Source organism: Pseudoglutamicibacter cumminsii, from assembly GCF_016907775.1.
GTDB classification, from domain to species: Bacteria; Actinomycetota; Actinomycetes; order Actinomycetales; family Micrococcaceae; genus Pseudoglutamicibacter; species Pseudoglutamicibacter cumminsii.
This window is the reverse complement of record NZ_JAFBCO010000001.1, coordinates 68371-82619: the sequence shown is the minus strand read 5'-3', so window position 1 is coordinate 82619 and position 14249 is coordinate 68371. Positions and strand designations below refer to the sequence as shown.

The following is a 14249-nucleotide window of genomic DNA, read 5'->3' as shown; positions in this document are numbered from 1 at the left end:
CGGCTTAGAGCGAGTAGTAGAGCTCGTATTCCAGTGCGGTGACAGCGGCCATCATCGGGCGCACTTCGTTCTCGTACTTGTCCTCGATCCAGGTTTCGATGAGGTCTTCGGTGAACACGTCGCCTGCGAGCAGGAACTCGTGATCCTCACGCAGCGCCTCGAGCGCCTCGGAGAGGGTTTCTGGCGCCTTCTGAATGTCTGCGGCTTCCTCTGGTGGGAGCTCGTAGAGGTCCTTATCGATCGGGTCTGCCGGTTCGATGCGGTTGCGGATGCCGTCCAAGCCCGCCATGAGCTGTGCAGCGAACGCGAGATATGGGTTCGATGAGCCGTCAGGTGCGCGGAACTCGAGGCGCTTAGCCTTCGGATTGGAGCCGGTGATCGGGATACGAATGCCGGCCGAGCGGTTGCCCTGCGAGTACACCATGTTGACTGGTGCTTCGAAGCCCTTGACGAGGCGGCGGTAGGAGTTCACGGTCGGGTTGGTGAACGCCATGACAGCCGATGCGTGGTGTAGCAGGCCGCCGATGTACCAGCGGGCGGTGTCGGACAGGTTCGCGTAGCCGAGCTCGTCGTAGAACAGTGGCTTGCCGTCGTTCCAGAGGGACTGGTGGCAGTGCATACCGGAGCCGTTGTCGTTCTGGAGCGGCTTCGGCATGAAGGTTGCGGACTTGCCCCATTCTTCGGCGACGTTCTTGACGACGTACTTGAACTTCATGAGGTCGTCAGCCGCGTGCACGAGCGTGTTGAACTCGTAGTTGATTTCCGCCTGACCGGCTGCACCAACTTCGTGGTGCGCACGCTCGACCTTCAGGCCAACCTCGGTCAACCGCAGAGAGATGTCGTCGCGAAGGTCTGCCTGCTTGTCGTTAGGGGAGACCGGGAAGTAGCCGCCCTTGAGGCGCATCTTATGGCCCAGGTTGCCTGCAACCTCGATCGCGGAGGTGTTCCATGGGGCTTCGACGGAGTCGACGCTGAAACCGCTGTTGTGTGGCTCGGTCGAGTAGGTCACGTCGTCGAAGATAAAGAATTCGGCTTCAGATGCGAAGAAAGCCGTGTCAGCGATGCCGGTCGATGCAAGGTAGGCCTCGGCGCGTTCCGCTACGCCGCGTGGGTCACGGCCGTATGGCTCGCCCGTACGAGGGTTGACCACGGAGAACGTCATGACGAGGGTCTTCGCTGCGCGGAACGGGTCAACGAAAGCCGTCTTGATGTCCGGGATAAGCTGCATGTCGGAGTTAGCGATGCCCTCGAAACCGCGGATCGAGGAAGCGTCGAACAGCTGGCCGTTGACGAAGAAATCCTCGTCGACCGTCGAGGCTGGCACGTTGAAGTGGTGCTGCATGCCAGGCAAGTCAGTGAACCGAATGTCGACGAACTGCACCTCCTCTTTTTCGATGAAGGACAGTACTTCTTCCGGTGACGTAAACACGTCTGTAGCCTCCTAGGCATGGTGTGTGGCCCGTTGAGATACGGCGGGCCTTGCGTTCTAGTTTAGTCAAAAAGTTCCCAAGCATGTTGGTTTTTGTCTGCGCTGTGTTCGTCTTCTTTAGATGCATTGCGTTCGCATTCTTTAGAAGCACTGTTCTTGTCTGGTTGAGAAACTGCGTGCCGTACAGAAAAAGTCTCGGCCGGCTCCCCACGTAGAATGAGGCTCATGGCCCAAAAACGTGACAACGAGCGCGAGACACGCGTCACACGAGCCGATATTGGCTCGTGGATTAGCGGACCTCCTCAAACCCATAACATCGAATATCCCGGTGCGGGACTCGGCCGCCCAGAGTCTGGGCCGGGATCAGTGGGCCGTATGGGCCCACGTATCTTGGCGTTGCTGATCGACTGGGGTCTCGCGATGGGTGTTTCGTGGCTCATCAGTCGGGACGTGCTGCCGTGGCTTAACCTCGTAGCGTTCGCAGTGATGACACTCGTGATGTTGACGATCTTCGGTCGCACGATCGGCCACTGGATCCTAGGCCTGCAGGTTCAGCGTTTAGACGGCAGCCCGATCTCGCCACTCGACGCTTTGATCCGCACCGTCCTCCTGTTGCTCGTGATCCCGCCTGTTGTGATGGACGCCGATCAGCGCGGTGTCCACGACCGTCTCCGCGGCCTCGTGCTGACAGTGGTTCGCGGCGGAGCCAGCGGTCGCATCGTCCGCAAATAACAGCCCTCAACTGACTATAAAGACGCCGATGGCGGTGGAGACATGATCTCCACCGCCATCGGCGTATCTAACGAAAAGCGCTACTAGTTACCGCGGAGCGCACGGCGCGACATGCGTGGCGGGCGGTTAGGGTCCATGCCCTTAGGGATCGGCGGCTTGGACAAACGCAGAGTCGAAAGGCGCTGGTCCACGGCGCGGACTTCCTGACGTGAAATCGCCTTCGGCAGGCTCTTCATCGTCTTGGAGACCTCAGGCAGAGGGGTCTGGTTCTTGCCGGAGCCAGCGTTGATGATCGTTACCGGAACGCCGCGAACTGCACGCTCGACGTCGCGGCGAACGCCTTCAACCAGGGAACGGACACGACCGTTAGGGCCCTCAGTGACCAGAACTACACCAGGACGACCAATGGCCATGAACACGAGGTCCTGAGTGCGAGGGGAAACCGCAACAGGCTCTTCCTTGAGGATCCAGCCACGGCGCAGAATCGACATCGCGGCACCGGCTGCACCTGGGCGGCCCTCAATCTTCTGGAACGCGACCTTCTCACCGCTACGCGACATGTAGAGCATCGCGAGCATGAGGCCGACGACGAGGCCGATGATGAGGAACGTGATCCAGTTCTTCAGCAACCAACCGATACCGAAACCAAGCGCACCCGAACCGAGCACGATACCCAGCATGATCCATGGCAGCGCTGGTTTCGCTTCGCGGGTCATGCGGAAGATTTCACGGATCTGTCCGCCGCGTCCGTTCTCTTTCTTTGCGGCACGCGCACGTTTCTTGGCGTCTTTTTGAGCCTGCTTTTCCGCTTTTTGTTGTTCACGCAGCTTCGCGATTTGTTCGCGGGCGTTCTGATCAAGTCTGGCCATAATGAACCATTCTAGACGGTCGAGCTGAGGATGCTGGAGCTAGCGACGAAACGGGACGTTACCGCTCGCTGTCCTGCTTAGTCACTGTTCTGTTTAGCTACTGTCCCGTTCGGTCACTGTCCTGTTCAGCCTCCGGTGTGGGCTGATCATGGGCGAAGCGTATTCTGGCGGACTCGACGTATTCAGGGAAGCTGTTTTTCCCTGGGTCTTTCATCGCTGGGCGATGCACATGCATCCATAGCAATGCGCCATCGACGCCTTCTGGCTTCTCAGATTCGGGTTTCTCCGGGTTGAGGTTTTTGACCTGGTACAGGCACCAACCCGTGACAGGGGTTCTGGATTCAGTGACCGAGAGGGGACTGATACCTAGTTCTTTGTATTCATCAACGTTGTTGAGGGCCTCGGCATAGTTGGCGATGACCTGGTGGGAGGCTTCCGGTGAGTAGCTTGAGTCTCGTGAAACCTGGATGAAGGAACACCGTGGCTCGTTCATCGTGGAAGCCCCTGCAGTGACCTCGACTTGGGCGAGTAGCCACCCGGTTTTCTCAGGCGGATCTGGCAAACCTTTTGGGTTCACGAGGACCTGCTTCACCGTGAAGCTGTGCTCAAGCACCGGGTCCTTGAGGGTTTTCACAGTCACTGGGGTGAGGTCGTTTGGCCACGCGTCGATGTCGGTGCCGGGTTCTTTTGGATCGGGTTCCTCTGTTGGTGAGGGGCTCGTCGTTTCGGTGGGGCTAACCGACGGGGCAGGGTCACTTGGCTCTGGCGTCTTGCCGTCGCCGCATGCGCTCAACGTTGCGAGGGCGAGCATGCTTACCGCAGCGGCAATTATTGCCCGCGGTTTGCGCTGTGTTCTCGGTTTGTGAGGCATGGCTGTATCCACCCCGTCGGTAGGCCTGTTAGACGAGGGACGCCGCTTCTTGACGTGCGGAGCCGCTGTCGTCGATGTGGCTGAGGTGGGCTGGGATTTCCCGGCCCGTGTTCTTCATTGCACGTGCCCACAAACGGCCCGAACGGTAGGACGAGCGAACCAGAGGGCCAGCCATGACGGCGCCGAAACCGATCTCTTCTGCTTCTTCGCTGAGCTCAACGAACTCCGCTGGGGTGACCCAGCGATCAACTGGCAAGTGAAGCTGCGTTGGGCGCAGGTACTGGGTCAGCGTGATGATGTCGGTGCCTGCCTCGTGCAGGTCACGCAGCGCCTCCGAGATTTCTTCACGGGTTTCACCCATGCCGAGGATCAGGTTGGACTTGGTGATGAGCCCGCGATCCTTCGCGTAACGGATCACTTCGAGGGAACGCTCGTAACGGAAAGCCGGGCGGATGCGCTTGAAGATGCGTGGAACGGTCTCCACGTTGTGCGCGTAGACCTCTGGCGCCGATTCAACGATCTGGTCAAGCGCATCTGGATCGCCGTTGAAGTCTGGGATGAGAAGCTCGATGCCGGTGTTCGGGTTGAGCTCGTGAACCTTGCGGACGGTCTCGGCGTAGAGCCATGCACCGCCGTCTTCGAGGTCGTCGCGTGCAACACCCGTGACGGTTGCGTAACGCAACTGCATTTCGCGGATGGATTCTGCAACCTTGAGAGGCTCGGTTGGGTCGAGCGGCTGTGGCTTACCGGTGTCGATCTGGCAGAAGTCGCAACGGCGGGTGCACTGGGAACCGCCGATCAGGAACGATGCTTCGCGGTCTTCCCAGCATTCAAAGATGTTGGGGCAACCGGCTTCTTCACACACCGTGTGAAGGCCTTTCGCATGCACATCTTTCTTGAGGCTGACGTATTCCGGGCCGATGTTGAGTTCGGCGCGAATCCACTCAGGCTTCCGGTCCACAGGGACTGCTGCGTTGCGTGCCTCGACGCGCAAAAGTCGGCGGCCTTCAGGTGCTGGGGCGCTCATGCTCGGGTCTTCTCCTTGGTGTTCTGATTCGCGGAAAAGTTTTCTGGGGTCGCGATGACGGGCGCAAGCTCTTCCAGGAGGTGCTTACGTAAAGACTCAACAACATCGGTCACTGTAATGTTCCGTCCGGTCTGCAACGTCATCGTAGTGACTCCGGCATCCTGGATGCCACACGGGACGATCACGTTGTAGGGGTCTAGGCTGTTGTTGACGTTGAGCGCGAGTCCGTGCATCGAGACACCGTTTTCGATGTGCAGGCCGATCGCCGCGATCTTCTCGTCTTGCACGCCTTCCTTGATGACCCAGACTCCCGCGCGCTTATCCACGCGCTGCGCGGTGATCCCGTAGTCGGCCACAGTTTTGATGATGGCCTCTTCAAGCGCCCATACGAAAGGTTTGATGGCGGCGCGGTCCTTAAGCGGAACGATGGGGTAGGCCACAAGCTGGCCGGGACCGTGCCAGGTGAGGAGCCCGCCGCGGTCGACGTCAATGACGGGGGTTCCGTCGGTTGGACGATCGGAGTCCTGTGTGCGACGGCCGGCCGTATAAGTTGGCGGGTGCTCGAGGAGGATCAACGTTGGTTGGGCGTTGCCTTCCACAACGTCGTCATGGATGCGTTGCTGGAGGCTCCATGCCTCCATATATTCGACGGCCTCTGAGCCGTATCCAGGTTGCAGCACGGTGATGTCCATGCGTAACAGCATAGTGTCCGCATGCGATGAAGAGTGCTCTGTTGACAGCCGTTGGGGAAAGCTCACCCATAAGAGGTTGCTGTGAATAACGGAATATTTGCGCTGGCAAGGGCTACCTGTGGACAACTCAGCGGCAGCGGCGCTGAATATTGCACACTGATTTTCAGAACGTCCACGTATTGAGTTTTGTGACTCGAGGGAGCGAGAGTCGGATGCCTTACGAACCTGAAGATCAGCAACCCGAAGTTCTGGAGAAGGATGTGAGCCGTGATATCCGGAGCTATTTGCGCTCAGGCGGGGAAGCGGATGTGCATTTTGAAACTCGAGGTGGGCATCCGGTAGCCGTGCGGCGTAGTCGGCAACCGAGTCAAGAATGCGCGCAGTCCGTACCAGCAGCCTGGGATCATCCGCACCTCGTGAAAATCTATTCAGGGGAACTGTCCGGTATTCGGGAAACTGATGACCCGACATTCGAGGCCGAGGACGCGCGGCAGCTTGTTATGGAGGCTGTCCCGGGCGGTTCCGCGGCAGGCCTTCTGGAAGCGCGCGGTGTGCTTCCGGTAGGTGAAGCTGTGACGTTGCTCGTGCCGATCGCGCAAGCCTTGGCGCATCTTCACGCCCACGGGGCGGTGCACGGGGACGTGAGCCCGCAGAACGTCATGTTTAGGGCCGACGGCGCTCCCGTGTTGATCGACCCTGGGAATGCCCGCGCATTAGGCGCGGCTCCCGGGACCAGTATGACGGCCGGGTTTGCGCCGGTTGAAGAGGAATCAACGCAGTCCCGTGACGTGTGGGGGTGGGGTGCGCTCGCATGGTTTGTTCTGACGGGTGAGTCGCCAGGGGAAGCTAAGAGCCGAATACCGTTGCCGCTATTGGTGGAGGGCATCGATGAGCGCTTCGCTCAGCTGATCGATGACTGTCTAGCAGCGGATCCGGGGGAGCGGCCGGAGGCTGCTGACATCGCAGCTGAGGTATTAGCTGTGCAGGAGCCCGAACCGCTGAACATCGATCAAGCGATTCGTGCCGAGGGTCGGGCCTTGATGTTGACCCAACATCGCCCAGCGAAGGCTGCGAGCCGGAGGCGACAATCAAGGAGAGCTTCGAAGCGCGGCCGGGAACGGCCACGTTTTCTGCTGGGAACATTGCTGAACTCGGTGAGGGTCACGCCGCAATTCATGATTGTCACTGTGGCTGTTTTGGGGATGCTCACGGTTGCGAGCCTCCTGCTTTTCCTCTCGCCTCGTTCGCAGGGTGAGGCTCAGGCTTCACGTATCGATGAACCAACGCAACCTACAACGTCTGTGAAGGAATCTGGCCCGGCGTCCCCGCCATCGTCTGAAGCATCTCGGCAGGGAAAGCTGAGCGAGAAAGAAGTTGAACGGCAGCTCGAATCACGGATCGATGCGCTTAACCGACGTGATGCCGTTGCGCTCGAGAAGGTCTATACGGAGCACGCTGAAGCGCTGAAAAGTGACCGGACGATGATCGAGAACATGCGTTCTCAGAAGCACAGGTTCTCAGGGGTTGAAATGCGCCTGCAACGCGTCGGCATCCGAACCGGGCAGTCGGACGCTGGATCCGCGACAGCGACTGTCGAGTTGACTTTGAATGCCCACACGGTTGAAACGGAGTCCGGACGTGTCGTGGCGCGTGAGCCTGAGCGCACGGAGGCTCTCGAGGTTGGGTTTAAACGCGTTGGCCGCAGCTGGAAGATAGACACTATCTCAGCTGCGGCCAAGCAGAAAGGGTAGTGGTTAGCGACCCAATACGGCGAAGAAGATCGTGAGGAAGCCGAGGCCACCTACACCGTGGGCTAGACCAGTTGGAACTTCCTGGCCCTTCTTAGCCTTGCTGTAGCCGATGAGCGCGCAGACCAGGATGATGAGACCCAGTGCGAACTTGATGCCGAACCACATGTGGTTGATCTGACCGCCGGAGGCCATCGTTGTTCCGAACATGCCGAGGCCGGTGACTACCTGGATGATCGCGCCGTAAACCTGCCAAACGGTCACGGTTGCTGGCTTGAAATGAGTGAGCCAGCCACCGACGATCGCGGCGAGGCCAACCATGTGCAGGCCCAAGAGAATATCTTGCAGTATGTTCATGAAAAGGTCCTTGTTATTTTGGGCGTAAATGAAATCTGGTGTCTACAGCGTCCGCTGCAGATGATCCGCTGCACATGGCTCCGGGGCCGCTACCTCACGGTTGCGGCCCCGGACCTATGCATATGTGCGTCGAGCAGCTGTCTTAGAGGCCGAGCTCAGAAGCGAACTCCGCGTTCTCGAGCTGCGCCTTGACGGTCTGCAGGAAGCGACCTGCATCAGCGCCGTCAACCAGTCGGTGATCGTAGGTCAGCGACAGGTACATCATGTGGCGGATAGCGATCGCGTCGTTACCGAATTCGTCGGTCACAACGCGTGGACGCTTCTCGATGATGCCCGTACCCAAGATGCCGACGTTCGGCTGGTTGATGATCGGGGTATCGAACAGCGCGCCAACCGAACCGATGTTGGTGATCGAGAAGGTCGAACCGGACAAGTCAGACGGGCTGAGCTTGTTGGTGCGTGCCTTGTCAGCGGCTTCCGCGATCTTCTTAGCAACGCCAGCCAGCGACAAGTCGCCAGCATCCGAGATCACCGGTACCAGCAGGCCGCGCTCAGTGTCGACAGCCATGCCGATGTGCTCGGCGTCGTGGTAGGTGATCTCCTGCTTCTCTTCATCGTAGGAGGCGTTGAACGCAGGGATCTGAGTCAGAGCGTGCGTAACGGCCTTAGTGATGAACGGCAGGTAGGTCAGGTTGACGCCGTGGGTCTGCTGGAAGGAGGCCTTAGCCTGCTTGCGCAGCGCGACGATGCGGGTCATGTCGACTTCCTGAACCTGGGTCAGCTGGGTCGAGATGTCCAGCGACTCACGCATGCGGGAAGCGATGACCTGGCGGATGCGTGGAGCCTTGACGGTCGTGCCACGAACCTTGAGAGCCTCAGGCGACGGAACGTTCGAAGGCGCCTTCGCAGCTGGTGCGGACGAGGCAGGTGCCGATGCGGCAGCTGGCTGGGAAGCGGAAGCGGACTTCTGCTTCTCAATAGCGGCCTCGACGTCCTGCTTACGGATGCGGCCTCCAACGCCGGTGCCTTCGATCGAGTTCAAGTCAACGCCGTTGTCGTTAGCGAGCTTGCGGACGATCGGGGTCACGTAGCCAGCGGCAGACTTATCTGCACCGGCAGATGCGGACTCTGCCTTTGGAGCAGGCTCCGACTTAGCCTCTTCCTTAGGCTCTTCCTTTGGCTCTGGCTTGGACTCTTCAGCCGGTTCCTCAGTTGGCTCCTCGGCTGGGGCCTCTTCCTTAGTTTCTTCCTTCGGCTCTTCCTTTGGTGCCTCGGAAGAAGAGGATGCGGAACCCGAGCCGACGATAGCCAAGACCTGGCCGACCTCGACGTCTTCGTCTTCCTCAACCTTGATCTCAAGCAGAGTACCAGCGACAGGGGATGGGACCTCGGTGTCGACCTTGTCGGTCGAAACCTCGATGAGTGGCTCGTCAACATCGACGGAATCGCCGACTTCCTTGAGCCAGCGGGTCACGGTGCCTTCGGTAACGGATTCGCCGAGCTCAGGCAACTTGATCTCGGTTTTCTCGCCCGAGTCGTCCGAACCGGAATCCGACGCGCCGGAGTCCTCAGAACCCGATTCCTCGGAACCGGAGTCCTGGCTTTCTTCAGCTTCAGCGGTCTCTTCGGCAGCCTCTTCAGCTGGGGCTTCTTCCTCTTCAGCTTCGTCAGCGGAATCATCAGAGCCACCATCGGAGCTACCGGAGCCGTCGCCGATGACGACCAGCGGAGCGCCAACTTCGATGTCTTCGTCTTCGTCGACGAGGATCTCCTCGATGACGCCGGCGACAGGCGATGGGATTTCGGTGTCGACCTTATCGGTGGACACTTCCACCAACGGTTCGTCGACTTCTACCGAATCGCCGACGGACTTGAGCCAGCGGGTCACGGTTCCTTCGGTAACTGATTCGCCCAGTTCGGGCAGGTTCACGGTCTCAGACATCGGAACTCACTCCTGTTCTTTGCCCCGCTAATTCTGCAACCGGCGGAGCTGTCTTCCTCACGTTACCCAAGAAACTGTGATGTCCCCGGGCCGTTAATGCTTGTAGTGATAACGCTATTACGTATAAGCCTAAGACGCCGGCGAGCTCGAACGCACCTGCGATGTGCTCATGTGTTCGAACTCACCGGCGGCTTATCGATAAGAGTTAGCCGTGGAGAGGCTTGCCGGCCAGTGCCAGAGCAACCTCGCCCAGGGACTCATTCTGGGTTGGGTGGGCGTGGACGAGGTGTGCGACGTCTTCTGGGTATGCTTCCCAGTTCACAATCAGCTGTGCCTCACCGATCTGCTCGCCGAAGCGGCCGCCGATGCCGGTGACGCCTACGATCGGGCCTTCCTTGACGCGGATCATCTTGACGATGCCGCCGGTGCCGAGGATCGAGGACTTACCGTTGCCGGCGAGGTTGTATTCAGCGACCTCGATGTTGTCCTTACCGAACTTCTCTTCAGCCTTTGGCTGCGAGTAGCCCACGGACATGATCTCTGGCTCGCAGAAGGTGACCTTCGGAATGTTGATGTCTTCAACGATGACCGGGTTCTTGCCAGCGATCTCTTCTGCGACGAAGATGCCGTGCTGGTAGCCGCGGTGTGCGAGCTGAACGCCTGGGACGATGTCGCCGATCGCGTAGATGTTGCCCACGCCGGTGTGGAGACGCTCGTTCGTGATGACGAAGCCGCGGTCAACTTCGATGCCCTGCTCTTCGTAGCCGAAGCCTTCGGTGACAGGTGCGCGACCAACAGCGACCAGCACGAGGTCTGCTTCGAGCGAGGTGCCGTCGGCAAGCTTCACGGTTGCCTTGTCGTTGTCCTGGGTGACTTCTTCGAAGAAGACGCCGGTCTTGGACTTGATGCCCTTCTTCTTGAACTCGCGCTCAAGGACCTTGATGATCGATGGGTCCTCGTTTGGAACCAGCGATGGCAGGCCTTCAACGACGGTCACGTCAACGCCGAAGGAGTTCCACATGGATGCGAACTCGACGCCGATGACACCGCCGCCGAGAACGATCGCGGACTCAGGCAGGTAGTCCATTTCGAGGGCTTCGGTCGAGGTGATGACTCGGCCGGTGATGTCGATGCCCATGGTCTTGGTCTTGGAACCGGTAGCCAGGACGATGTTCTTGCCCTTGTACTCGGTGCCGTCCACAGTCACGGTGTCAGGGCCGGTGAGCTTACCTTCACCTTCGATGACCTCGATCTTGCGCATCTTGATCAGGCCGGACAAGCCACGGAACTTGCCCTGGACGATGGTGTCTTTGTTCTTCTTGACGGCAGCCATGTCGATGGAGTCAAGAGTCGTGTTGACTCCGTACTTGGATGCGGTGCGTGCTTCGTCTGCGAGCTCTGCGGAGTGCAGGTACGCCTTGGTTGGAATACAGCCGGTGTGCAGGCAGGTGCCGCCCAGCTTGCTGCGCTCAACCAGGCCAACCTTCATGCCCAGCTGTGCGGAGCGAAGAGCCGCTGAGTAGCCGGCGGAACCTCCGCCGAGGACCAACACGTCAAATTCTGTCGTTGCCGATTCGGCCACGGAATGCTCCCTTAGGTCGGTGTTGAGATGCTTCTCTTTATGTTAGCCCCTGCGGGCGGGTTTGTGGACAGCAGAGGGCCTGGCGGCCGTCGAAATCAGCAATGAGCCGATTTCTAGACGATCATGAGCCGATTTTGTGCCGTTGCCAGACCGTTCCCAGACTGGTTTCGGCGGGTTGTGGCCGCCAGGCCCTCTGCGTTGTTCGGTTGTCTAAGCCCTCAGCTTTTGGCTAGGGCATGTGTTTTAGTTGTCGCCGAGGTTGGCTGCGACTTCAACGAGCGTGCGCAGTGCGTAGCCGGTGCCTTCCTTTGGAGTGTGGCCCCACGGTGCGCTGTTGTTGAAGGACGGACCTGCGATGTCGATGTGGCCCCAGGTTGGCTTGTTGTCGTCGTCCTTGGTGCCAACGAATTCGCGCAGGAATGCAGCGGCCTTCAGCATGCCGCCGTTGCGGTCGCCCGAGTTGCGCAGGTCTGCGGTCACGGAGTCGAGGTCCTTGCGGATCTCTTCTGGGATCGGCATGCTCCACAGCAGTTCGCCGGTGGTTTCTGCCGCGGCCTCGATCGCGGCGGTGGCTTCGTCGTCGCCCATGATGCCTGCGGTGCGGGCACCCAACGCAACGAGCTGCGCACCGGTCAGGGTTGCGATGTCGAGAAGCAGGTCTGGGTCTTCTTCCGAGGCCTTGGTAAGGCCGTCACCCAGGACCAAGCGACCTTCGGCGTCGGTGTTGGTGACCTCGACGGTCGTGCCCTTGTACATGGTCAGGACGTCGCCTGGGCGGGTTGCGGAACCGGATGGCATGTTCTCTGCGAGGCACAGCCAGCCGGTGACGCGGGTGTTGAGGCCGAGCTCAGCGGCAGCCAACACGGCGTGTAGAGTCGTGGCTGCACCTGTCATGTCGGACTTCATTTCTTCCATGCCGCCAGCTGGCTTGAGCGAGATACCGCCGGTGTCGAACGTGATGCCCTTACCGACGATCGAGAGGTGCTTAGCCTTCTTGGATGGCTCGTAGGAGAGCTTGACCAGACGCGGGCCGCGTTCAGAACCGCGACCAACGCCGATGATGCCGCCAAAGCCTTCCTTAGCGAGGCGCTTTTCGTCCCACACCTCAACCTTGACCTTGGTTCCGGAGGCCTGCTCCTGTGCGTATTCTGCGAAGGTCTCTGGGAACAGGTCAGCTGGGGAGGTGTTGACGAGTGCACGGACCTGCTTGGCGTGGCGGGTCACGATGGCTGCGTGCTCAACGATCTGTTTTGTTGCTTTGTCCTTGGCGAGACCCGTTGCTACGACGGCCTGCTCAAGCGGGTTGCCCTTGGCTGGCTTGGAGGACTTGTAAGCACGGAAAGCCCACGCACCGAGCGACGCACCTTCAAGCGTTGCGCTCAAAAGCTCTGGCTCTTCAGTTGGGAAGCGCAGCAGCGCGGTTTCACGGCCAGCGAGGGCGCGGGTTGCAACGCCTGCTGCACGGCGCAGATCTTCTGGCGTTGGGTCAACAACCGAACCCAAGCCCACAACGACGGCGAGCGATCCGTTGTCGCCCGCGCCCGGAACCTGCGCGATCTGGCCGGCATCGGCGCCAAAAGCCAAGCCTTCAAGAGCTTCAGCGAGACCCTCTGGAGCGTCACCGAGAACTACTGCCGCATCGTTCTCAGCGCGTGCAACCCAAACGGTTGCGTCAGGCTTGAGGCCGGACTCGTCAGGGGCAATGACGGAAAGGGTGAATTCATCAATGGCGTGCACTGGCGTGAAATCTCCTTGTACTAATCGAGTACGAATCGAACTTGTACGAATCGAAGAGGCCGAAGAATATCGGCCGCGATACAGCCGCGCGTGAGCGAGGCCACTATCTCCAAGCATATGCGCACCCTCTGTGGAACGGACTGGACAAAACTGTGGAACAGACCGGATCAAGCTGCGGAACGGACGGGAACAAATGGTGTTCTAACTGTGTTATAGAAGCAGTTACACGTGTGAGCGGAGCGGCAATACGCGATCAAGCGGCATGGAAGGAGCGTCTGACCACGGTGTTGGGAGATGACATCATCGATGTGCACGGGAGAGCGCAACGGCAGATCGCAGAAGCGAACCTGCCCGTTGTTGTTCTTGTGGATGGTGCCTTCGATGCGGGATCAGGCGTGCGCATGATGCGCCGCGCTATCCGCGGCGAGATGACGCTGAAACCGTTGGCGGAGTTCGACTCCGACCTCCTAATCGACCACCGTGCTCGCCGCCCACGCATCACGTTCGAAGACGGGACGTTCAAGGATTACCGTGCGCCGCGTCTGGGAGCCGACATCGTCACGGATGAGCTCGGGAACCAGGCGATCCTCGTGTCTGGTGCCGAGCCGGTGATCGCGTGGGAGCGCATCGTGATGGCGGTGACCGAGCTACTGGACTCGGTGGGCTCGAACGAGGTTTCCATTGTTCATTCGATGCCGCTTCCGGTTCCGCATACGCGCCCGATCGTGGTGCGCGAACACGGTGACTCTGGTGGCCTGGAAAGTGGGCCGTTCAACTTGCCGGCCTCGTTCTCGCATTTGCTTGAGGCCCGGCTCACTGAACACGGCTTTAACGTGACTGGCATGACGGTCCAAGTTCCGCACTACATCGCGGACTCCGACTATCCAGCGGCGGCTGTTGCAGGTTTGGACGCGATCGCCGCGCATGCCGGTATCTCCGTTCCGAGCGAGCAGCTGCGCGAACTCGGCCGGGCCGTGGACGCCCAGATTGAGGAGCAACTTCAGTCGACCCCTGAAGCGGCTTCGATGCTTGAAGGTCTTGAGAAGCGCTACGACATGGAAACCCCGCTATTGCGTTCGTCTGCTGCGCTCGCCGACGATGAATCCGAACTGCCCGATGGTGAGCAGATCGCGGCCGCTGCACAAAAGTTTTTGAGCAACGTATCTGATACGTTCGCTGAGGATGCCGAAATGTGGGGCCAGATTGAGGCCAAGCCACAGGTTGAAGGCGATCAAGCAGACGAACGAGACGATGAAGAATAAA

The 14249-nt window shown here is 59.6% G+C and carries 12 protein-coding genes; 3 read left to right on the top strand and 9 right to left on the bottom strand.

All coding sequences use genetic code 11. From position 1 onward, the window contains the following. Positions 1–4: 4 nt before the first annotated feature. Positions 5–1429, bottom strand: a complete 1425-nt coding sequence (gene glnA, locus JOD50_RS00355) for a type I glutamate--ammonia ligase (RefSeq protein ID WP_109303313.1) — start codon at positions 1427–1429, stop codon at positions 5–7. A 225-nt stretch (positions 1430–1654) separates the two neighbouring features. Here glnA and JOD50_RS00350 point away from each other — a divergent pair, with 225 nt between their 5' ends. Then, a complete protein-coding gene (locus JOD50_RS00350) occupies positions 1655–2161 on the top strand; it encodes an RDD family protein (RefSeq protein ID WP_204879983.1) in 507 nt (168 codons plus the stop codon). 83 nt (positions 2162–2244) lie between these two features. Here the strand turns inward: JOD50_RS00350 and JOD50_RS00345 are convergent, their stop codons facing one another. From JOD50_RS00345 to lipB, 4 genes are all read right to left on the bottom strand, one after another. After that, a complete protein-coding gene (locus tag JOD50_RS00345) occupies positions 2245–3030 on the bottom strand; it encodes a DUF4191 domain-containing protein (RefSeq protein ID WP_204879982.1) in 786 nt (261 codons plus the stop codon). 97 nt (positions 3031–3127) lie between these two features. After that, complete coding sequence (locus tag JOD50_RS00340) at positions 3128–3901, bottom strand: hypothetical protein (protein WP_204879981.1); 774 nt, start codon at positions 3899–3901, stop codon at positions 3128–3130. A gap of 28 nt (positions 3902–3929) precedes the next feature. Continuing rightward, complete coding sequence (gene lipA, locus JOD50_RS00335) at positions 3930–4928, bottom strand: lipoyl synthase (RefSeq protein WP_204879980.1); 999 nt, start codon at positions 4926–4928, stop codon at positions 3930–3932. Next, a complete protein-coding gene (gene lipB / locus JOD50_RS00330; protein WP_101629596.1) occupies positions 4925–5620 on the bottom strand; it encodes a lipoyl(octanoyl) transferase LipB in 696 nt (231 codons plus the stop codon). Before lipB ends, lipA begins: the two co-directional genes overlap by 4 nt. A gap of 212 nt (positions 5621–5832) precedes the next feature. Between lipB and JOD50_RS00325 the strand changes: the two genes are divergently transcribed. Continuing rightward, on the top strand, positions 5833–7371 hold the full coding sequence (locus JOD50_RS00325) for a protein kinase domain-containing protein (RefSeq protein ID WP_101629595.1): 1539 nt from the start codon (positions 5833–5835) through the stop codon (positions 7369–7371). Positions 7372–7374: 3 nt separating this feature from the next. Here the strand turns inward: JOD50_RS00325 and JOD50_RS00320 are convergent, their stop codons facing one another. The 4 genes from JOD50_RS00320 to JOD50_RS00305 form a co-directional block, all read right to left on the bottom strand. Continuing rightward, entirely contained in the window at positions 7375–7725 is a 351-nt protein-coding gene (locus tag JOD50_RS00320; RefSeq protein WP_101629594.1) for a hypothetical protein, read from the bottom strand. Positions 7726–7867: 142 nt separating this feature from the next. After that, positions 7868–9667: a 2-oxoglutarate dehydrogenase, E2 component, dihydrolipoamide succinyltransferase gene (gene sucB, locus JOD50_RS00315; RefSeq protein ID WP_204879979.1), complete on the bottom strand. Its 1800-nt coding sequence runs from the start codon at positions 9665–9667 to the stop codon at positions 7868–7870. Positions 9668–9872: 205 nt separating this feature from the next. Next, complete coding sequence (gene lpdA, locus JOD50_RS00310) at positions 9873–11249, bottom strand: dihydrolipoyl dehydrogenase (protein ID WP_204879978.1); 1377 nt, start codon at positions 11247–11249, stop codon at positions 9873–9875. A gap of 243 nt (positions 11250–11492) precedes the next feature. After that, positions 11493–12986, bottom strand: coding sequence for a leucyl aminopeptidase (locus JOD50_RS00305; protein WP_338051953.1), 1494 nt, complete (start codon positions 12984–12986; stop codon positions 11493–11495). Between the two features lie 284 nt (positions 12987–13270). Between JOD50_RS00305 and JOD50_RS00300 the strand changes: the two genes are divergently transcribed. Beyond that, on the top strand, positions 13271–14248 hold the full coding sequence (locus tag JOD50_RS00300; protein WP_101629590.1) for a proteasome assembly chaperone family protein: 978 nt from the start codon (positions 13271–13273) through the stop codon (positions 14246–14248). Position 14249: the final 1 nt, after the last annotated feature.